Raw genomic sequence first — 19621 nt, forward strand, 5'->3', positions numbered from 1 at the left:
CTCGGAGCGCACACCAGCCGACGCAGATCACGACGACGCGGGCGACGGCGGTTCGGCACCGGCGCTGTCCGGGGAGGTGGTGATGCTCGGCGGGGGCGGCTCGGTCGGCCCGGGCGGCGACGGCGCGGGCGACGGAATCGTGACGACTGGTGCGGGTTCCGACGATTCGCCCACCGATGCCAGCGGCGCGGGCGCGGGTGGGGTCGACCGCACGGGACCGTCCGGGGTCGACGCCGGACTCGGCCCGGTGTCGGCCGGCGGGCGCACCACGTCGCGCTGCTCGGGCAGTGGTGGCGTGAACACCGTGCGGTCCAGCCGGTACACCTCGGGGGCGGGGTCGACCGCCCGGACGTCGGCTCGGGTCGCCACACCGCGTAGCGCCTCCGGCACGGCACGCACCACGGCGGCGTAGACGCAGGCACAGCCACTCCGGTACGCCGCCGCCTCGGCGGTCGCCACCTCGGCGCCACTGACGTAGCGGTCCCGCAGCTCCCGCTCGGCCGCCCCGTCACCGTCGACGGCGGCGGCTCGGGTGCGGTAGTCGGCGGCTTCGGCGTCCTTGCGGGCCGCCACCTCCTCCATTCCGGCGACCACGTCGTCCGGCACCCGCAGCGCGGGAATCCGGACGATCTCGGTCTGCCGCCCGGGCAGCGGCACCCGCCCGAAGACGGTGGAGACCCCGACGTCGCCCAGCACCGCCGCCAGGCGCTGCGGCGCCAGGTACTCGGTCAGCGTGACGAGTGCGTACGTCCCGTTCCCGCCGGACGAGGCGGACCCGGAGAGCGCGGCCAGGTCGTCGGCGGCGGACCGCAGGTAGCCGGGGACGGAGTCGCCGTCGGTCACACCGACCCGGGTCACCTCGCCCACCGTCCGGTCGCCCACCGGCGCGTCGTCGGCAGCCCAGACCGCGGTGCCCAGGACCGCCGCCGCGGAGAGCACGGCGGCCCAACTGAGCACCCCGGACCGCGCCGACCGGTCGCCGAGCCGGGCCACGGCCCGGGTCAGCTGCGGCAGCAGCCGCTGGTCCAGCTGCCGCAGCAGGTTGCCGGCGCGCACGGGCGGGATCCCCTCGTCGGATCGGTGTCGGGCGGTCGCCGCTCAGTCACGCAGGATCTGAAGCGCACGGTCCAGGTCGTCAGGGTAGTCGCTGACGAACCGGACCTCGTCCCCCGTTCGGGGATGCAGAAAGCTCAGTTCGCGGGCGTGCAACCACTGTCGGGCCAGACCGAGACGGGCCGAGAGGGTGGGGTCGGCGCCGTAGGTCAGATCACCCACGCAGGGGTGCCGCAGGGTGGAGAAGTGGACCCGGATCTGGTGGGTCCGACCGGTCTCCAGCCGGACGTCGACCAGGCTCGCCGCCGGGAACGCCTCCAGGGTGTCGTAGTGGGTGATGCTCGGCTTGCCGCCGGACACCACCGCCCAGCGGTAGTCGTGGGTGGGGTGCCTGTCGATCGGCGCGTCCACCGTCCCGCGCAGCGGGTCCAGGTGACCCTGCACCACCGCGTGGTAGCCCTTGTCCACCTCGCGGTACTTGAAGGCCCGCTTCAACGCCGTGTACGCCTGTTCACTCTTGGCGACCACCATGATCCCGGTGGTCCCCACGTCGAGCCGGTGCACCACGCCCTGGCGCTCGGCGGCGCCACTGGTGGAGATGCGGTGCCCGATCGCGGCGAGGCCGCCGATCACCGTCGGGCCGGTCCACCCGGGGCTCGGGTGGGCCGCCACCCCCACCGGCTTGTCGACCACCACGATGTCGTCGTCGGCGTAGACGACCCGCAGGCCGGGCACCGCCTGCGGCACCACCGTCGGTGGCGCGACCGGGGCGGGCAACGTGACGTCCAGCCAGGAGCCGGCCTTGACCTTGTGCGAGTTGGGCCGGGCGCTGCCGTCGACCAGCGCGTCCCCGGCATCCACCAGGGCCGCGGCGGCGGTGCGGGAGAGCCCGAACAGGCGGGACACGGCCTGGTCCAGTCGCATGCCGTCGAGGCCGTCCGGCACCGGCAGGGAACGGTGGTCGCCGCCGGCGGCGAATGCGGAGGTCATGCCCGCTCCCGCTGGTCGGCGCCCTGGGCGGCGTCGGTCTCGGCCGGGTCGCCGTCGCGGCCGGCCCGCCCGCCGTCACGCTGGCGGCCGGTCAACTCCAACAGCACGGCCAGCAGTACGCCGCAGACCAGCGAGCTGTCCGCCAGGTTGAACACCGGCCACACCTGGCCGTACGGGTCGAACAGGCTGATCATGTCGACCACGTGCCCGTGGAAGGGCGCGGGTGCCCGGAAGATCCGGTCGACGAGGTTGCCCAGCGCGCCACCCAGCACCAGGCCGAGGGAGATCGCCCAGGGCAGTGAGCGGAGCCGCAGTGCCATCCAGACGATCCAGCCGACCACACCGATGGTGATCAGCGGGAAGACCCAGGTGTGGTCCGCCCCGATGCTCCAGGCGGCGCCGCTGTTGCGGGTCAGGCTCAGGTAGACGAACCCGCCGAGCAGTCGGACCGGCTCCCGGTCGGTCAACGCGGCCAGCGCGAGGTGCTTGGTGACCAGGTCGGCCAGCAGGGCCAGCAGGGCGACTCCGGCGAGGATCACGACGGCCCGAGGTCGGCGGGTGCCGCCACCCGGATCGGTGCGGCCGGGTTCGGCGGACGGTACTGCGGTCATGCGCTCCCCATCGACAGTCTCGGCGGTGATCGCTCACCGTCTCATCGCCGCCGGGGAACGGACCTCAGCGCCGTTCCTCCAGCTGCTTGCACGTCACACACTGGGTGGCCGACGGGAATGCGGCGAGGCGCTCGACCGGGATCGGGTTGCCGCACCGCTCGCACCAGCCGTAACCACCCTCGTCGAGGCGCTCCAGCGCGCGCTCCACCTGCGTGATCCGTTCCAGGATGCTGTTGGCGAGAGAGATCTCCTGCTCCCGCTCGAGCGTCTTGGTGCCCGTGTCGGCCTGGTCGTCCCCGGCCGAGTCGGTCAGCCGGTCGCGCTGCAGCTCGGTGATCTCGCTCAGCGTCTGATCGTACTCGGCGCGGAGCTCGTCCCGCCGCGCCGCCAACGCCGCCCGGATCTTCTCGGTCTCCGCAGTGCTCCGGGTGGCCTTGGCCACCGGCTTACGCCCGGCGGTCCTGGTGTCGGCTGGCTTAGCCATGGGTCGCTCCCTCGGCCGGGGAGCCGCGTGGTTAGCGGCATCCTGGTCAGGGGGCGCCGACCAAGGCGTCCCCTAATGGACGAAAAGGGGCGCACGGCGACGTTGGCCGCGCACTCCGGAGGTTGGCAAGAATACGGAACGTACAGGCGTCCGACAACGTGCCGCACCGTCGCACCGCTCAACAGCCCCTAGCCCTGCCAAACTGGGGCAAAGGGAACGCTAGCAGATCAACCAGGCACCTCATCACCGTGTTCGCCAAACCACCGGGCCAACCGACCCCGCCGACTGACCGCCCGCAACCTCCGTTCGGCGGCGTCCCGCACCCCGGCGGTCGCCACGATCAACAGGCTGTCGCCGGTCTTCAGACGGGTGTCCGGCGCGGGCACGAAACCAACCCCGTCGCGCAGCACCAACGTCACCGACGCGCCCAACGGCAGCCGCAGTTCGTCGACGTGCACGCCGGCCAACCGCGAGCCCGGCGGCACCTCCACCTGGAGCAGGTCCGCGCGCATCCGCTCCAGCGGGGCGGTCTCCACGTGGATCTCGGCGGCCTCGGTCGGCGCGGTCACCCCCAACCGACGGGCGAACGGCCCCAGGGCCCCGGCCTGCACCAGCGTGAAGATCACCACCAGCACGAAGACCACGTCGAAGAGACGCTCCGCACCGGGCACCCGCTCGGAGAGCGGAATGGTGGCCAGCACGATCGGCACCGCCCCGCGCAGCCCCGCCCAGGACAGGAACGCCTGTTCGCGGAGGCCGACCCGGAACGGCAACGCCGAGACGGCCACCGACAACGGCCGAGCCAGCAGCACCAGGGCCAGCCCCGCGACCACCGCGGGCAGCACCGCCGAGGCCAGCCGACCCGGTGAGGCCAGCAACCCGAGCAGGACGAACAGCCCGATCTGGGCGAGCCACGCGAGCCCGTCCGCGAAACCCAGGATCGCCTGCCGGTGCGACAACCGGGCGTTACCCAGCAGCACCCCGGCCACGTAGACGGCGAGGAAACCCGAGGCGTGCAGCACCGCTCCGGCGGCGTACGCCAACACGGTGATGCCCACCGCGGCGATCGGATAGAGACCGGCCGACGGCAACGCCGCCCGACGCAGCGCCCAGGTGCCCGCCACACCGGCGCCCACGCCCACCGCCGCGCCCACGCCCAGCTCGTAGCAGACCAACCCGGCCTCGTACCACCACGGATGCGCCCAGCCCTCGTGAGACAGCAGCACCACCAGCAGCACCACCGGGGCGTCGTTCATGCCCGACTCGGCCTCGAGGGTGGCCACCAGCCGGGGCGGCAACCGCAGCCGGCGCAGGGTGGCGAAGACGGCCGCCGCGTCGGTGGACGACAGCACGGCCCCGTAGAGCAACGCCAACCGCCAGTCCAACCCCAACAGAAGGTGTACGGCGACACCGACCACCACGATGCTCACGATCACGCCGACCGTGGAGAGCGCCGAGGCCAGCCCGAGCACCGGCCGTAGCGTGGTCCACCGGGCGGTGAGACCACCCTCCGCGATGATCACGATCAGAGCGCAGAAGCCGAGCGCCCGGGTCAGCTCGACGTCGTCGAAGCGGATGCCCAGCCCGCCCTCGCCGATCGCCACGCCCAGCGCCAGGTAGACGAGGAGGCTGGGCACGCCGAGGCGGGTGGACAGCCGCACCGCACCGACGGCTACCAGCAGCACGGCCGCACCGAGCAGCAGCGCGATGTCCAACCCGGGTGTCACGGCTGCCTGGCCTGGGCGTTCCTCACTCGGCGGATCCGTCGCGCAGTCGGCGCAGCAGCGCGGGCAGCTCCGGCGTGGGCCGGTCGACGAGGAAGAGCTTGTCCCGGCTGGCCGCGCCGGCGCGCAGCGACACCGCGGCCGGCCGAAGCCCCAGGGCGGCTGCCAACGCCCGGCGGGCCGCCTCGGTCGCCCGCCCGTCGACGGCTGGGTCGTGCACGGCGATCACCAGGGCCGGCCCGTGTGGACCGTCGAAGCGCCCACCCACCCGGTCCCGGGAGGAACCGGGCTTCACCCGTACCGCGACGGTGAGCGTCTCCTGCGCGGGCACCGGCGCCGCTTCAGATCGGCCGGACGTCGGCGAGCAGGGCGGTGGCCGGCGCGCAGTGCGCGCAGGGGGTGAAACCGAGTTCGACGGCCTCGGCGACCGGCAGCTCCTCGGGCACCCGGTCGGCGAGGTAGCGGCAACTGGCGAGGTGGTAGCGGGGGTGACCGTCGACCACCTGCACGGCATCGGGGAGTCGCGCCACCCGGGCCGCCTCGGCGGGGGTGACCGACTGCTCCGCCGGCTCGTCGGGCACCGGGCGGCCGTCGTGGAGGGCGCCGTCGGTCGATGTCGAGGACGGCGACGCGGGACTGACCGGCCGGGCGGGAGCGGACACGCCGTCGGCCGTCGTCACGAACGGCGCGGCATCGTCGGCCCGGGAGCCGAGCGGCGGCTCATCGTCGACCGGCGGCTCGGGTGGTTGCCGCCACCCGGTGCCGCCGGTACCGACCGTCGTGGGCACGTGCTGGACCGGCACCTCCGGCTCGGCCAGCGGCGGCCCGTACGCGGAACCCGTGGCCTGGCTGGCCGTGCGGGGTCCGTCGGGGTGTCGCCGGCTGGTCCGATCGGGGTCCACCGTCGCGCGGTTGGCGGCTGCCTGGCGGGCGCCCACCACCAACGCCACGGCGGCCAGCAGACTGGCCGCGATTGAAATGATCAACAGGAAGCTGGACCCACCGGCCAGGCCGAGCACCAGGAGGACCACCGCGACGAGGATGAGCAGGAGACTTGCGACTATCACGGCTCACCCCCGCCGCGTCGTACTGCCAAGGCGGGGCCGGCGACCGTCACCATTGTCGGAGACCGATCGCCGGCCGGTGCTCAGCGTCCGGCTTCGAGGGCGCCGGAGCGCCCGCCGCCACCGTACGAACCGGCGAGGCCCGCGGCGGCCAGCCCGTTGCCGCCGGCGACCCGGCCGGCTTCGGAGCGGGTCATCTCGGCTTCGAGGCCCTGGCCGCGACCGTCGAGGTCCCGCAGCTGGCTCTCCAGGTACGCCTTGAGCCGGGTGCGGTACTCACGCTCGAACTGCTTGAGCTCCTCGATGTGCTTCTGCAGGGCGGTGCGCTTGGCGTCCAGGCCGCCCATGGCCTCCTGGTGCCGCTGGCGGGCGTCCCGCTCGAGGGCGTCAGCCTTCGCGCGTGCCTCCCGGGTCACCTCCTCGGCCTTGCTGCGAGCCTCGGACAGCAGGCTGTCGGCCTCGCGGCGGGCGTCGGACACGTGGTCGTCGGCGGTGCGCTGAGCCATCATCAGCACGCGCAGGGCCTGCTGCTCGCCGTCACCGGTGACCCCTGCGGGGCCGCCGGTCGTGCGGACCTGCTCCAGCTCGGCCTGCATCGCGCGGGCGGCCTGCTCGGCCGCCGACTTGTCGCGCTGCACCCGGTCCAGCTGGGCCTTGACGTCGTTGAGCTCCGCCGCCAGTCGGGCGTCGCCGCCGGGGCCCGCGGGGGCGCCGCCACGGCCGCCGCGCTCCACCTGGGCGCGCAGCTCGTTGTTCTCCTCGATGAGACGGGCGAGCTCGCGCTCGACCTCGTCGAGGAAGGCGTCGACCTCTTCCTCGTCATACCCCCGCTTGCCGATCGGCGGCTTTTTGAAGGCGACGTTGTGGACGTCGGCCGGGGTCAGCGGCATCGAAACTCCTCGGGTCAGTTGCGGCCGCGAAAGCGCGTCGGTCATCAGGCAGATGCCCTGATCGACGGCCCTAACACGAACTCCATCAGCACGAACAGGATAACCAGGAGCACAAGGGAGGCCAGGTCGATGCTCACGGTACCAATTCGCAGCGGAGGGATCACACGCCTCAACGCGTTGAGAGGGGGATCAGTGACGCTCCACACGGATTCCAATCCTGCCGATGCGCCGCGTCCCGGTTGCCAGCGCCGGCCGTACTGCAGGACGGCGCTCAACACGAACCGGGACAGGAGAAGGAGCAGGAAGACATAAAGGATCAGGTACAGCACTTGCAGTAAGATCGACAACACGGTCAGCGACGTCCCTCGGGTCGGGCGGGGTCAACTCAGGCTGAAAAAACCGCCCTCAGCGATCTTGGCCTTGTCCTCAGCGGTGACCTGGACATTAGCCGGTGAGAGCAGGAACACCCGATTGGTCACGCGCTCGATCGTACCGCGCAGGCCGAACGCCAGACCGGCGGCGAAGTCCACCAGACGGCGGGCATCGGCCTCATCCATCTCGGTGAGATTGATGATCACCGGAACCCCGTCGCGGAAGTGCTCACCGATCGTGCGCGCCTCGCGGTAGGTGGTCGGGTGCAGCGTCGTGATCTGGTACCGCTGCTCCTCCTCGGGCAACGCCCGCTCACGTGCCGTGACCTGCGGCGCGAGGGCCAGGTTGTCGCGGGTGTGGTAGGTCAGCGCGCCGGAGGTCTCACCGGCCGACGACCGGGTGATCGACCGGACGCTGGACCGCTCGATCCGCTCCGGACGCTCGCCGTCACCACGCTCGGACTCACCCAACCGCGCGCTCGTGCGCTCGGAGAGCCGCCCCCGCTCGCTGACCCGCGGCCGGGGAGCAGGCGGCTCCTCGGTGTCGTCCTCGTCCTCGTCGGCGAACTCCTCGGCGTACCGGCTCTGCCGGTAACGCGACTCGCGGTAGCCACCCTTGTCGTAGCCACCGTCGTCGTAGGCCCGCTCGTCGTCTTCCTCGACCAGACCGAGCCAGACCCCCGCCTTGCGCAGTGCACCCATCCCGCGCCCTTCCGTCCGCCGTGCGGCACGCGCCCCCGTGCCATGTCGCCCGTCGCGAGTGGACAACCATGCCCATCGGACCGAGACGGCAATCCCCCGGCGCGCGATTCGCGTCGCGCGCCACGACCCCCGACCAGGAGACGCCGCCTCTGAAACAACACTGATGTAATTTGCATGTCTCGCGGTCAGGCTACCGCAGCGTGGAACGCATTCCGAGCAACGCGCTACCGACGCGGACATGTGTCGCGCCATATCGGATCGCGACCTCGAAATCGCCACTCATCCCCGCGGACAGCTCTGTCGCTCCCGGGTGGACGCGCCGAAACACGTCGGCAACCTCGGCGAGGCCGGCGAATGCCCGCTCCGGTTCCCAACCCAGTGGAGCGACCGCCATGAGGCCGACCAGACGCAGCCCGGACGCGTCGGCCACCGCCTCGGCCACCGGCTCCAGCCCGGCGCCCGGATCGGCCGACCCGGGCAACGCCCCGCCCCGGGCCGCGTCGCCGTCGATGCTCACCTGGACCAGGACGTCGAGCGGAGACTCCCGGTCGGCGGTCGCGGTGGCCAACGCCCGGGCCAGCCGGACACTGTCGACGGAGTGCACCACGTCGGCGTACCGGACCACCGAGCGGGCCTTGTTGCGCTGCAACTGACCGATGAAATGCCACCGGGGACGCACCCCGGCCGCCGCCACCTCGGCGGCCTTGACGGCCGCCTCCTGGTCGCGGTTCTCCCCCATGTCGGTCACCCCGAGCCCGGCCAACGCCAACACGTCGCCGGCCGGGTAGGTCTTGGTCACCGCGATCATCGTGACGTCGGCGCGGTCCCGTCCGGCGAGCGCGCAGGCGTCGGCGATCCGGGACCGCACCTGAGCGAGGCCGGCCGCGATCTCGGCGTGCCGTTCCGGCCGCACCGTGGCTGAGCTGTCGGTCATCGGCGCTGCTCAGGAACCGTTCTTGAGGAAGTCGGGAACGTCCACGTCGTCGAAGAGCACGCGGCGCGGCGACTGCGCCGGAGCCGGATTGGTCGCCGGTGCCGACACCGGCGTGCTCTGCGGCGCCGGCTGGTTGGTGTTGGTCTTGCGGGTCGGCTCGGCCGCCTTGTACGCGGGCGTACCGCCGTCGAAGCCCGCCGCGATGACCGTCACCCGCACCTCGTCGCCGAGCGCGTCGTCGATCACCGCACCGAAGATGATGTTGGCGTCCGGGTGGGCCGCGTCGGTGACCAGCTGGGCGGCGTCGTTGATCTCGAACAGGCCGAGGTCGGAACCGCCGGCGATGGAGAGCAGCACGCCGCGCGCGCCGTCCATGCTCTGCTCCAGCAGCGGGCTGGAGATGGCCGCCTCGGCCGCCTCCACCGCGCGGTTCTCACCGCGGGCGCTGCCGATGCCCATCAACGCGCTGCCGGCGCCGCTCATCACGCTCTTGACGTCGGCGAAGTCCAGGTTGATCAGACCCGGGGTGGTGATCAGGTCGGTGATGCCCTGCACACCGGAGAGCAGCACCTGGTCGGCCGTGCGGAACGCGTCCATCATGCTGATGTTGCGGTCGCCCAGGGCCAGCAGCCGGTCGTTCGGGATCACGATCAGCGTGTCGCACTGGTTGCGGAGTTCGTCTATCCCCGACTCGGCCTGCACCTGACGGCGCTTGCCCTCGAAGGAGAACGGGCGGGTCACCACACCGATCGTCAGCGCGCCGAGCTTGCGCGCGATGTTGGCCACCACGGGCGCGCCACCGGTGCCGGTGCCGCCGCCCTCACCGCAGGTCACGAAGACCATGTCGGCGCCCTTGAGCACCTCCTCGATCTCGTCGCGGTGGTCCTCGGCGGCGTTCTTGCCGACGTCCGGGTTGGCCCCGGCCCCCAGGCCGCGGGTCAGCTCCCGGCCGACGTCGAGCTTCACGTCGGCGTCACTCATCAGCAGCGCCTGCGCATCGGTGTTGATCGCGATGAACTCGACGCCCTTGAGCCCAACCTCGATCATCCGGTTGACGGCGTTGACGCCGCCGCCCCCGATGCCGACGACCTTGATGACCGCCAGGTAGTTGTGCGGAGGTGTCATCTCCGGTCCTTTCCTTCGAGATTGGCTTCGGCCGACCGGGTACGGCGTGGCCAGACCAGCGGCCGACGACAGCTGTCACCAGCGAGGATCAGGGGTGAACCCTCACCCTCTACTAGAGGCTTACAGTTATGTCAACCACTGAACCTCTTCGGGGCAACGTAAGCGCCACCACGCCATGAGCCAAGGACCCGCCCGGCGTGTCGCCGGGCGGAGCGCAACGGGTCACGGCGTCACGCGCTTCCCGGTTCACCGGAAGGTCACCACGTCCGGCGCGCTCACGTCGATCCGATCGGCGTCCTGGTCGAGCAGCGCGGTGGCCACCCGCGCCTTGTCGGTGCCCCGCGTCGCGTCGCCCCAGACCACCGTCCGGTCCCCCTTCAGCCGCAGGGTGATCCGGGCCAGCCCTTCCACGTTCACGTCCACCACCTCGGCGCGCAGCTGCGGGGTCAGCGCCACGAGCACCTCCAGCCCGGCGCGGGTGCCCGGGTCGTCGGCGGCCGGTCGGCCCACCGTCACCTGGGGCAACTCGGCGGGTCGTTGATCCACTGTGCGGAACGCCACCCCGCTGCGGTCGATCAGGGCGAACCGCTGCCCCTGCGGCACCGCCGCCACCGGAGTCCGCTCGGTCACCCGCACCACGAGCGTGCCGGGCCAATCCCGGGACACGGTGGCCCGCTCCACCGGGGCCAGCGCGCCGACGCGACGGGCGGCGGCGGCCAGGTCCACCCGGGCCAGCGGCACCCCGTCCGGCACCGCCACCGCGTCGTGCACCTGCACCGGGGTCACCAGGTCGGCACCCTCGACCCGTACCTCCCGCACACCGAACAGCCCGGTGCCGAGCACCGTCCAGGCGACCAGCCCGGCCAGCGCGAGCACCCCGGCGGCCACCGCCCAGGGAAGTGCGGCGCGCATCCGGCGCTGCCGGGCCCGGGCCATGAACCGGCGGGTCGAGGGCGGAACGGCGTCCCGACCGGCCCGGACGAGTTGCCAACGCCGGGCCGGACCACGGCGCGGTACGCCGCCGTCGCCGGCGCTGGTCCGCCCTCGGGCCGGCCCGGGACTCATCCGGCCGTGGGCGCCGTGCCGCCGGGGGCGGCGGTGCCACCGAGGGCCGCACCGTCGCCGCCGGCCGTGGCCCCACCCGGCACCGGATCACCGAGCACCGGGGCGGCGCCCACCGGGTCGACCGTCGCGGAGCCGGCCGTCCGCTCCCCCAGCGCGGCCAGCAACTCGTCGCCCATCAGCGAGATCGGCGGGGCACCCATGGTCACCACCACGTCCCCCGGGCGGGCCCGACGGGCCACCTCGACCGGCGCGGCCTCCCACGAGTCGACGAAGACCTTGCGCTCGGCGGGCAGGTCCACCGCCGCGATCAGCGCCGCCGAGCCCTCGCCGGGCTGGCGCAGCTCGCCCGGCCCGAAGACCTCGAGCAGCACCACCTCGTCGGCGATGGCGAGGGCCTCCGCGATCTCCGCCTGGTTGTCGCGGGTGCGGTACAGCCGGTACGGCTGGAAGACGACGATCAACCGCCCGTCCCCGGCCACCTCGCGCAGCGTCTGCAACGCCAGCGTCATCGACGTCGGGTGGTAGGCGTACTCGTCGTAGACCAGCACGCCGTCCGCGACACCCTTGCGCTCGAAGCGCCGTCGCACCCCGGGAAAGACCGCCAGCGCGGCCTCCGCCGCCTCCAGAGGCAGCTCCAGGAGGTACGCGGCCAGCACCGCGGAGGCGCTGTTGAGCCCCATGTGCCGCCCCGGCACCGGCAGCCGGAACTCGCCCAGCGACCGGCCGTCGATGGCGGCCAGGTAGCGCACCCCACGCGCCGAGGAGGAGATCTCGGTCAACCGCAGGTCGGCGTCGGCGGCCTCGCCGTAGGTGAACACCCGCCGCCCCTCGCCGCGAAGGCTCTCGGCCAGCCGTCGACCGCCCGCGTCGTCGGCGCAGGTGATGATGAACCCGTCCGGGTCGGTGAGGCGCGCGAACTCCACGAACGCCGCCTCCAGCGTCGCGTAGTCGCCGTAGGTGTTCAGGTGGTCCGCCTCGACGTTGGTGATGATCGAGACGTACGGGCGGTAGATCAGGAACGACCGGTCGCTCTCGTCCGCCTCGACCACGAAGTGCTCGCCGGTGCCGTGGTGGGCGCCCGAGCCGACCTCGGAGATCTCGCCGCCGATCACGAAGGACGGGTCCACCCCGGCCTGCTGCAACACCATCGTCACCATCGACGTGGTGGTGGTCTTGCCGTGCGTCCCGGCCACCGCGATCGCCCGGCGACCGGTCATCGCCGCGGCCAACGCCTCGGAGCGGTGCAGCACCCGCAGGCCGCGCCGACGCGCCTCGACCAGCTCCAGGTGGTCCTGCGGGATGGCCGAGGAGTAGACGACGGTGTCGACCCCGTCGAGGTTGGTCGCCTCGTGGCTGAGGTAGATGGTGCCGCCGAGCGCCCGCAGCCCGGCGAGGGAGGGCCACTCCCGCAGATCGCTGCCGGAGACCCGGATGCCCCGGGTGAGCAGCAGCCGGGCCACGCCGAGCATGCCCACCCCACCGACACCGATCAGATGGACCGTGCCCAGGTCCTCGGCGGTGAGCGTGCCGGCCGGGGTGAACTGCGCGGTCATCGGGCCACCGCCTGCAGCACGAAGGAGCGCAGCGCCTCGTCACCGTCCCGTCGCCCGTACCTCGCCGCGGCGGCGCCCATCCCCTGCAACCGCTGCGGGTCGCGGATGAGCGGGATGACGGTGCGCTCCAGCCAGTCCGGGGTGAGTTCGGCGTCGTCGACCAGGATCCCGCCGCCGGCCTCCACCACGGGCAGGGCGTTGCGCCGCTGCTCCTGGTTGCTGTGCGGGTACGGCACGTAGATCGTCGGCAGCCCGATCGCGGAGACCTCGGCGACGGTCATCGCGCCGCCCCGGGCCAGCATCAGGTCGGCTGCGGCGTAGCCCAGCTCCATCTCGGACAGGTACGGCAGGGTCACGTACGGCACGGGGAGGTCGGTGGGGATCGGCACCGGCTCGTTGCGGGCGCCCATCACGTGCAGCACCTGCACGCCGTTGCGGGCCAACTCCTTGGCCGCCCCGGACACCGCCAGGTTGATCGAGCGGGCGCCCGACGAGCCGCCGGAGACGAAGAGCACCGGCAGGTCCGGGCGGAGCCCGAAGTGGGCGCGGGCGGCGTTGCGCAGCGCGTACCGGTCCAGTGCGGCGATGCTGCGGCGCAGCGGCACCCCGACGATGGTGGCGTCGCGCAGCGACTCGGCCTGGCTCGGCTGGTGCGGGAAGCCGACGGCGACGTTCTTGGTGAACTTCATCCCGAGCCGGTTGGCCACGCCCGGCGGCACGTTCACCTCGTGGATCACCATGGGCATCTCCCGACGCCAGGCGGCCAGGTAGGCCGGCACCGAGACGTACCCGCCGAAGCCGACGACCACGTCGGCCTTCACCTCGTCGATCACCTTGCCCGCGGCGCGCGCCGCGGTCCACATCCGGCCCGGGGTACGGACCAGGTTCATGTTGACCGACCGGGGCAGCTGGTACGCCGGGATCGGCCGCAGATCGTAGCCCTGCGGCGGGATCAGGTCGTTCTCCATGCCGCGTGGTGTGCCGAGGCAGGTGATCCGGACGCCCGGGTCGTGTCGGCGCAGGCAGTCGGCGAAGGCGAGCAGCGGGTAGACGTGCCCCCCGGTGCCACCTCCCGCGAGCACCACCGAACGCAGCGGACCCATCAGCGTCTCCTCTCGCTCGCCGTACCCTGACGGCTCCGGCCCTGCCGGACACCGCGCGGTGCGGCCTGGTCGTCCTTCCGTCGCTCCCGCGACCGGGGCACGGGCCCTCGGGCCGCCGGTGGCGTCGCCGGTCGGCGGCGCCGGCCGGGAAGCGGCGGCAACGGGGCCCAGAGTAGTCGGACCCACCGGGCCGGCGGACGGGCATGCAGTGCTCTGGCCGCATCGGGTTCGGCGCGGGCGAAGGACGCCAGCATGCCGATGCCCGCCAACGTCACCACCAGGGCACTTCCGCCGTCGGAGATGAACGGCAGCGGCAGGCCGGTGATCGGCAGCAGCCCGACCACCCCACCGATGTTGATCACGGCTTGGCTGACCAGCCAGGTGGTCACCGCGGCGGCGGCGAGCCGCCGGAACGGGTCGTCGACCCGGCGGGCGATCCGCAACCCGGTGTACGCGAGGACGGCGAACAGGGCGAGCACCACCGCACAGCCGATCACGCCCAACTCCTCGGCGATGATCGCGAAGATGAAGTCGTTGTGCGCCTCGGGCAGCCAGTCCCACTTCAGGCTGCCCTTGCCCAGCCCGACGCCGAACCAGCCGCCGTGCTCGATGGCCAGCCGCCCCTGGTAGAACTGGAGACAGTCGTTGAGCTTGCAGGTCTCCGGGTCCGGCGGGCTGAAGAACATGGCCAGCCGGGCGAGGCGGTAGTTGTCCGCGCCGCGCTCGCCGGAGCCGGCCCCGAGCGAGGCCACCGCGACGAGCAGGCCGACGCCGAGCAGGCCGACCACGGTCAGCACGCCGAAGACCCGCATCCGGACGCCGGCGGCCCAGAGCAGCCCCACCACCAGGGCCAGTAGGCAGAGCATCGTGCCGACGTCGTTGTAACCGACAAGCACGAAGAGCAGGCCCATCACCGGGAAGAGCGGGGTGGCCAGTTCCCGCCACCAACCCAACGCGGCACCCTTGCGGGCGATCAGGTGCGCGCCCCACAACACCAGCGCGAACTTGGCCAACTCCGAGGGCTGCACCTGGATCCCGCCGATGAACAGCCAGAGCAGCCGCGCCTCGAGCGGACCGACCCGGGCGGAGTCCTGGTCGGTCAGCCGGGCGTAGGCGAGCAGCAGGTTGAGCAGGAGCAACAGCCCGATCGAGGCGAACAGCAGCGGCCGGCCCAGCGACCGGTAGGTGCTGGCGGGCAGCCGCTGACAGACCCAGAACGCGCCGATGCCGATCACCGCGAAGATGGCCTGCTTGGTCACCGACGCCGAGGCGTTGCCGTCCTCGGCGTAGTCCTTCACGCTGGTCGCCGAGAAGACCATGGTCAACCCGATCAGCAGCAGCAGGCCGGCACAGGACAGCAGCAGGTAGTAGGAGGCCAGCGGCCGGTCCAGCAGGCCGCGCAACGCGGCGAGCCCGGCGGCCCCGTCCAGCCCGCGTAGCGGCACCGCCGGTGGCGGTTCCGCCGTGCGTGGCGCCCCGCCCGGCTCCGGGCCGCGGGCGTCGTCCGGCGGCGCCCCGGCCTCCGCGGTACGTGCCGAGCCCGGTGACCGTCGCGGTCGGTTGGCTGTCCTGTCGTCGGTGCCTGGTTCCTCCCCCACCCCGACATCATCACCGCTAGCCACGCCCGGCGAGCCCACAACGAGACCCCCGGCGTGTCGGACCGGGAAGATCCGCACGACATCGGGGAAATTGCTGCCTCAGAGCACGCCGAGACAGCAACGTCGCCGACGTTGCGCGGATCTTGGGCAGGCGCAGCCCCGGGCGCCGGGGCGTCCGGGGCGGGGCCGAGGGTCGGGGGTCGGCGGGAGGCCCGGGTGCGGGTCAGGTCATGTTGGCCAGGAACTCGCTGTAGAACAGGCCCAGGGCGATGGCCACGCCGATTCCCGCGATGATCCAGAAACGCACCACGATGTTGACCTCGCTCCAGCCTGCCAACTCGAAGTGGTGCTGGAGCGGAGACATCCGGAAGACCCGTTTGCCGGTGGTCTTGAAGGAGATGATCTGGATCACCACGGACATCGTGATGATCACGAAGAGCCCACCGATGATCGGCAGCAGCAGGATGGTGCGGGTGGACATCGCCATGCCGGCGATCAGGCCGCCCAGCCCCAACGCCCCGGTGTCACCCATGAAGATCCGCGCCGGGGACGTGTTCCACCACAGGAAGCCCACACAGGCCCCGGCCGCCGCCCCGGCTATCAGCGCGATCTCCAACGGGTCGCGGACCTCGTAGCAGTACGGCTGGGTGTAGCTCGGGTCGGCGCACCAGTGCCGGTACTGCCAGAACGCGATAAGCGCGTACGCGGCGAGCACCATCACCGAGGCGCCGGTGGCCAGACCGTCCAGACCGTCGGTGAGGTTCACGCCGTTCGTCGCGGCCATCACCACGAAGATGAAGATGATCACCGCGCCGACCTTGCTGACCTCCAGGAAGTCGATGTCCCGGATGAAGCTCAGCGTGGTGCTGCCCACGGTCTCGGTGTTCGTCGCCCTACCCGTGGCGTCGGTCATCGTGCTGGGGAACCACAGCGCGATCACCCCGAAGACCGCGCCGACCAGGATCTGGCCGAGCAGCTTGCCCCGCTTGTTGAGGCCGGCGCTGTTGCGCTTGCGCACCTTGAGGAAGTCGTCGATGAAGCCCACCGCGCCGGAGAAGACCATCAGCCCCAGCAGCACCAACGCCGTGATGGTCGGCTCCACCTGGGCGATCTGGGCGTCCGGCAGGGTGGTCAGCGCCAGGTGTCCGGCCACGTACGCGATGACCGTGGCCAGGATGAAGACCACGCCGCCCATCGTCGGCGTGCCCTTCTTGCCCTGGTGCATGGCCGGGCCCTCGGCCCGGATCGGCTGGCCGGCCTTCAGCCGGGTGAACACCTTGATCGCGATCGGGGTGCAGAAGAGCGAGACGATGAAGGCCACCCCGACGGCGACGATGACCGCCCTCATCGGCCGGCCTCCCCGGCGGCGGCGTCGGCGCGCAGGGCGTCGGCCACCTCCCAGGTCCGATACCGGGAGCCCTTGACCAGGACGACGTCACCCGGTCGTAGTTCGCTCCGCAGCACCTCGACGGCCGCTGCCTGATCGGTGAGCAGCACCGACTCTCCTCCCCAGTTCGCTACCGCTGTCGCGCCTTCGTGGATCGGCGCAGCCGGCTCACCCACCACGAGGAGCCGGTCGACACCCAGTTCGGCGGCGAGTCGACCGACCTCGGCGTGGCCGTCCCGCTCGAACGGGCCCAGCTCGGCCATGTAACCGAGCACCGCGACGGTACGCCGCCCCTGGCCGATGCCGGCCAGCGCCCGCACCGCCACCGCCATCGAGGCCGGGTTGGCGTTGTACGAGTCGTCGATGACCGTCACCCCGTCGGGCCGGTCGAAGACGTCCATCCGCCGGGTCGAGACCAGGCCCAGCTCACCGAGGGCCGTGGCCAGCTCCGCCAGCGGCATGCCCAGCTCCCGGGCGACCGCCGCCGCGGCGAGCGTGTTACCGACCTGGTGGCGGCCGGTCAGACCGAGCCGCACCGGCACGCGCCCCTCCGGGGTGACCAGGGTGTACGACGGGTGCCCCCGCTCGTCCAACGTGACGTCCTCGGCGCGTACGTCGGCGTCCGACGCCTCGCCGTAGCGGACCACCCGGGCCTCGGTGCGGCTCGCCATCGCGGCCACCCGGGGGTCGTCGGCGTTCAGCACGGCCAGTCCGTCGGCCGGCAGGGCCTCGACCAGCTCGCCCTTGGCCAGCGCGATGTTGTCCTGCGAGCCGAACTCGCCGATGTGCGACGTGCCGACGTTGAGCACCACGGAGATCCGCGGCGGCACCAGCTCGCACAGGTACCGCACGTGCCCGATCCCGCGGGCGCCCTTCTCCATCACCAGGTAGCGGGTGTCCGGTCCGGCCTGCAGGGCGGTGTACGGGTGGCCCAGTTCGTTGTTGAACGAGCCGGGCGGCGCCACCGTGGCCCCGAGCCGGGCGGTGAGCTGGCCGATCAGGTCCTTGGTGGTGGTCTTGCCGGAGGAGCCGGTCACCCCGACCACGGTCAGGTCGGGGAGCCGGTCCACCGCGGCGCGGGCCAACCGGCCCATCGCGGTCAGCGCGTCGTCGACGATCACCATCGGCACCCCGGGCACCTCGCGGCTGCCCAGCACCGCCACCGCGCCGGCCTCGATGGCCGTCGCCGCATAGTCGTGCCCGTCGACCTTCTCCCCGGGGAAGGCCACGAAGAGCGACCCCGGACCCACCTTGCGCGAGTCGAACTCGACGCTGCCGGTGACGGTGGCGGCCGGGTCGGCGGCGACGAGCCGCCCCTCGACGGCGGCGGCCACCTCGGCCAGGCTCAACGCGATCATCGCTGACCCGCCGGGTCCTCGAAGCGGGCCCGCAGCGCGGCGGCCAACTCGATGCTGTCGTCGAACGGGAACACCTCGCCCGCCACCTCCTGGCCCCGCTCGTGCCCCTTGCCGAGCAGCGCGATCACGTCACCCGGCTCGGCCAGCCGGACCGCCTCGTCGATCGCGGCGCGGCGGCCCGCCACCTCCACGATCCGGGCGGCGGTGGCGGCCCGGTACGCCCCGGCGAGCACCTCGGCGCGGATCTCCGCCGGGTCCTCGGTACGCGGGTTGTCGTCGGTCACCAGCACCACGTCGGCTCCCTCCGCCGCGGCGGCGCCCATCACCGGCCGCTTGCCCCGGTCCCGGTCCCCGCCGGCGCCGATCACGCAGATCAGCCGACCGGCGCTCAGCTCCCGCAGCGCGGCCAGCGCGGCCACTATCGCGTCCGACTTGTGCGCGTAGTCGACGACGCCGCGTACCGGGGCGGTGACGTCGACCAGTTGCAGGCGACCCGGCACGCCACCGCAGGCCGCCACGCCGTCCGCCGCGGTCTGCGGGGCCACCCCGGCGCCGACCAGCGCGGCGATCGCCAGCAGCGCGTTCGCCACGTTGTGCCGCCCGGGCAACGCCACCCCGCCGGACAGGACCACGCCGTCCGGGCCGTGCGCGGTGAACCGCTGGGCGTACCCCTCGCCGCTCACGCCGTCGGCCCACCAGGTCGCGCCCTGGTCGCCGGCCGCCGAGTAGGTGACGGTGGCCGGCTTGTACAGCGACTTGAGGGCGGGGTCGTCGTGGTTGAGCACCTCGACCGCGCACCGCCCGTCGAAGAGCTGGGCCTTGGCGGCGAAGTAGTCGTCGCTGTCGGCGTGGAAGTCCAGGTGGTCGGAGCCGAAGTTGGTGTAGCCGCCGACGGCGAACCGCACACCACCCACCCGGCCCATGGCCAGCGCGTGGCTGGAGACCTCCATGACCACGGCCGTCACCCCCCGCTCGCGGGCGGTGGCCAGCATGGCGTGCAGGTCGGTCGCCTCCGGGGTGGTACGCACGCTGTCGATCACCAGGTCACCGAGGCGCGTCTCCACCGTGCCGATCAGCCCGGTGGTGTGGCCGGCGGCCCGCAGCCCCGACTCGACCAGGTACGCGGTGGACGTCTTCCCGGCGGTGCCGGTGATCCCGATGACGGTCAGGTCGGCGGTCGGGTCGCCGTACACGGCCGAGGCCAGCTCGCCGAGCACGGCACGCGGGTCGGGCACCACCAGGACCGGGAGACCGCTCCCGGCGGCCGTCTCCGCACCCGCCGGGTCGGTCAGTAGGGCCACGGCACCCGCTTCGGCGGCGCCGGCGGCGAACTCCGCGCCGTGCCGACGGGCACCGGGCAGGGCCGCGTACAGGTCGCCGGGGCGGACCTCACCGCTGGCGTGGGTGGCCCCGGTGACGAGCACCGCGGCGGCGTCCGCCGGGAGGTCGACGGCGAGTCGGACGGCAAGATCACCGAGCCGGACTCCGGTCACGGTACGTGGACGTGGATTGCCGGGCACGGCGTCAGACCCTACCCGGTCGTCCGGTTCCGGCCGCACAGCCGCCCCGGTGGTTCGTCGGCACTCACCGATGATGTCCCGCCGTCGCT

19 protein-coding genes are annotated in these 19621 nt (G+C 72.6%); all 19 read right to left on the reverse strand.

The window, feature by feature from the left end; all coding sequences use genetic code 11:
- Positions 1-27: 27 nt before the first annotated feature.
- Positions 28-1056, reverse strand: a complete 1029-nt coding sequence (locus tag O7616_RS27400) for a hypothetical protein (RefSeq protein WP_282304628.1) — start codon at positions 1054-1056, stop codon at positions 28-30.
- A 42-nt stretch (positions 1057-1098) separates the two neighbouring features.
- Positions 1099-2043, reverse strand: a complete 945-nt coding sequence (locus O7616_RS27405; RefSeq protein WP_088988423.1) for an RluA family pseudouridine synthase — start codon at positions 2041-2043, stop codon at positions 1099-1101.
- Positions 2040-2654, reverse strand: a complete 615-nt coding sequence (lspA, locus tag O7616_RS27410; protein WP_282304629.1) for a signal peptidase II — start codon at positions 2652-2654, stop codon at positions 2040-2042. Before lspA ends, O7616_RS27405 begins: the two co-directional genes overlap by 4 nt.
- A gap of 64 nt (positions 2655-2718) precedes the next feature.
- Complete coding sequence (locus O7616_RS27415) at positions 2719-3138, reverse strand: TraR/DksA C4-type zinc finger protein (protein ID WP_124770807.1); 420 nt, start codon at positions 3136-3138, stop codon at positions 2719-2721.
- 227 nt (positions 3139-3365) lie between these two features.
- The gene (locus O7616_RS27420) at positions 3366-4865 is read right to left on the reverse strand and encodes a potassium/proton antiporter (RefSeq protein WP_282257598.1); all 1500 of its coding nucleotides are present in this window, start codon (positions 4863-4865) and stop codon (positions 3366-3368) included.
- A 22-nt stretch (positions 4866-4887) separates the two neighbouring features.
- On the reverse strand, positions 4888-5193 hold the full coding sequence (locus O7616_RS27425) for a DUF167 domain-containing protein (RefSeq protein ID WP_282304630.1): 306 nt from the start codon (positions 5191-5193) through the stop codon (positions 4888-4890).
- A 10-nt stretch (positions 5194-5203) separates the two neighbouring features.
- Positions 5204-5929, reverse strand: coding sequence for a hypothetical protein (locus O7616_RS27430; protein WP_282304631.1), 726 nt, complete (start codon positions 5927-5929; stop codon positions 5204-5206).
- A gap of 80 nt (positions 5930-6009) precedes the next feature.
- Positions 6010-6816, reverse strand: coding sequence for a DivIVA domain-containing protein (locus O7616_RS27435; RefSeq protein WP_088988417.1), 807 nt, complete (start codon positions 6814-6816; stop codon positions 6010-6012).
- A gap of 44 nt (positions 6817-6860) precedes the next feature.
- Complete coding sequence (locus tag O7616_RS27440) at positions 6861-7166, reverse strand: YggT family protein (RefSeq protein ID WP_030334503.1); 306 nt, start codon at positions 7164-7166, stop codon at positions 6861-6863.
- A gap of 30 nt (positions 7167-7196) precedes the next feature.
- Positions 7197-7889 (reverse strand): cell division protein SepF, encoded by a 693-nt coding sequence (gene sepF, locus O7616_RS27445; protein WP_282257591.1) that lies wholly within the window; start codon positions 7887-7889, stop codon positions 7197-7199.
- Between the two features lie 190 nt (positions 7890-8079).
- Positions 8080-8823, reverse strand: a complete 744-nt coding sequence (locus tag O7616_RS27450; protein WP_282304632.1) for a YggS family pyridoxal phosphate-dependent enzyme — start codon at positions 8821-8823, stop codon at positions 8080-8082.
- Positions 8824-8832: 9 nt separating this feature from the next.
- On the reverse strand, positions 8833-9948 hold the full coding sequence (gene ftsZ / locus O7616_RS27455) for a cell division protein FtsZ (protein WP_282257589.1): 1116 nt from the start codon (positions 9946-9948) through the stop codon (positions 8833-8835).
- 246 nt (positions 9949-10194) lie between these two features.
- Entirely contained in the window at positions 10195-11013 is an 819-nt protein-coding gene (locus tag O7616_RS27460; RefSeq protein ID WP_282304633.1) for an FtsQ-type POTRA domain-containing protein, read from the reverse strand.
- Positions 11010-12566, reverse strand: coding sequence for a UDP-N-acetylmuramate--L-alanine ligase (gene murC, locus O7616_RS27465; RefSeq protein WP_282304634.1), 1557 nt, complete (start codon positions 12564-12566; stop codon positions 11010-11012). The genes O7616_RS27460 and murC overlap by 4 nt, the downstream gene beginning before the upstream one ends.
- Positions 12563-13669, reverse strand: a complete 1107-nt coding sequence (gene murG, locus O7616_RS27470) for an undecaprenyldiphospho-muramoylpentapeptide beta-N-acetylglucosaminyltransferase (RefSeq protein WP_282257585.1) — start codon at positions 13667-13669, stop codon at positions 12563-12565. Before murG ends, murC begins: the two co-directional genes overlap by 4 nt.
- A complete protein-coding gene (locus tag O7616_RS27475; RefSeq protein WP_282307743.1) occupies positions 13669-15114 on the reverse strand; it encodes a putative peptidoglycan glycosyltransferase FtsW in 1446 nt (481 codons plus the stop codon). Before O7616_RS27475 ends, murG begins: the two co-directional genes overlap by 1 nt.
- Positions 15115-15490: 376 nt before the next feature.
- Complete coding sequence (gene mraY / locus O7616_RS27480; protein WP_282257582.1) at positions 15491-16615, reverse strand: phospho-N-acetylmuramoyl-pentapeptide-transferase; 1125 nt, start codon at positions 16613-16615, stop codon at positions 15491-15493.
- Entirely contained in the window at positions 16612-18012 is a 1401-nt protein-coding gene (murF, locus tag O7616_RS27485; protein ID WP_282304635.1) for a UDP-N-acetylmuramoyl-tripeptide--D-alanyl-D-alanine ligase, read from the reverse strand. The genes mraY and murF overlap by 4 nt, the downstream gene beginning before the upstream one ends.
- Positions 18009-19571, reverse strand: coding sequence for a UDP-N-acetylmuramoyl-L-alanyl-D-glutamate--2,6-diaminopimelate ligase (locus O7616_RS27490; RefSeq protein ID WP_282304636.1), 1563 nt, complete (start codon positions 19569-19571; stop codon positions 18009-18011). The genes murF and O7616_RS27490 overlap by 4 nt, the downstream gene beginning before the upstream one ends.
- Positions 19572-19621 lie beyond the last annotated feature (50 nt).

The organism is Micromonospora sp. WMMD964 (genome assembly GCF_029581455.1).
Lineage (GTDB): Bacteria > Actinomycetota > Actinomycetes > Mycobacteriales > Micromonosporaceae > Micromonospora.

Excerpts from the sequence above, each read along its gene's own strand:
- O7616_RS27450 (WP_282304632.1), bottom strand. The coding sequence starts at position 8,823 with ATGACCGACAGCTCAGCCACGGTGCGGCCGGAACGGCACGCCGAGATC.
- murF (WP_282304635.1), bottom strand. The coding sequence starts at position 18,012 with ATGATCGCGTTGAGCCTGGCCGAGGTGGCCGCCGCCGTCGAGGGGCGG.
- sepF (WP_282257591.1), bottom strand. The coding sequence starts at position 7,889 with ATGGGTGCACTGCGCAAGGCGGGGGTCTGGCTCGGTCTGGTCGAGGAA.
- O7616_RS27405 (WP_088988423.1), bottom strand. The coding sequence starts at position 2,043 with ATGACCTCCGCATTCGCCGCCGGCGGCGACCACCGTTCCCTGCCGGTG.
- O7616_RS27415 (WP_124770807.1), bottom strand. The coding sequence starts at position 3,138 with ATGGCTAAGCCAGCCGACACCAGGACCGCCGGGCGTAAGCCGGTGGCC.
- murC (WP_282304634.1), bottom strand. The coding sequence starts at position 12,566 with ATGACCGCGCAGTTCACCCCGGCCGGCACGCTCACCGCCGAGGACCTG.
- murG (WP_282257585.1), bottom strand. The coding sequence starts at position 13,669 with ATGGGTCCGCTGCGTTCGGTGGTGCTCGCGGGAGGTGGCACCGGGGGG.
- O7616_RS27435 (WP_088988417.1), bottom strand. The coding sequence starts at position 6,816 with ATGCCGCTGACCCCGGCCGACGTCCACAACGTCGCCTTCAAAAAGCCG.
- ftsZ (WP_282257589.1), bottom strand. The coding sequence starts at position 9,948 with ATGACACCTCCGCACAACTACCTGGCGGTCATCAAGGTCGTCGGCATC.
- mraY (WP_282257582.1), bottom strand. The coding sequence starts at position 16,615 with ATGAGGGCGGTCATCGTCGCCGTCGGGGTGGCCTTCATCGTCTCGCTC.
- lspA (WP_282304629.1), bottom strand. The coding sequence starts at position 2,654 with ATGACCGCAGTACCGTCCGCCGAACCCGGCCGCACCGATCCGGGTGGC.
- O7616_RS27460 (WP_282304633.1), bottom strand. The coding sequence starts at position 11,013 with ATGAGTCCCGGGCCGGCCCGAGGGCGGACCAGCGCCGGCGACGGCGGC.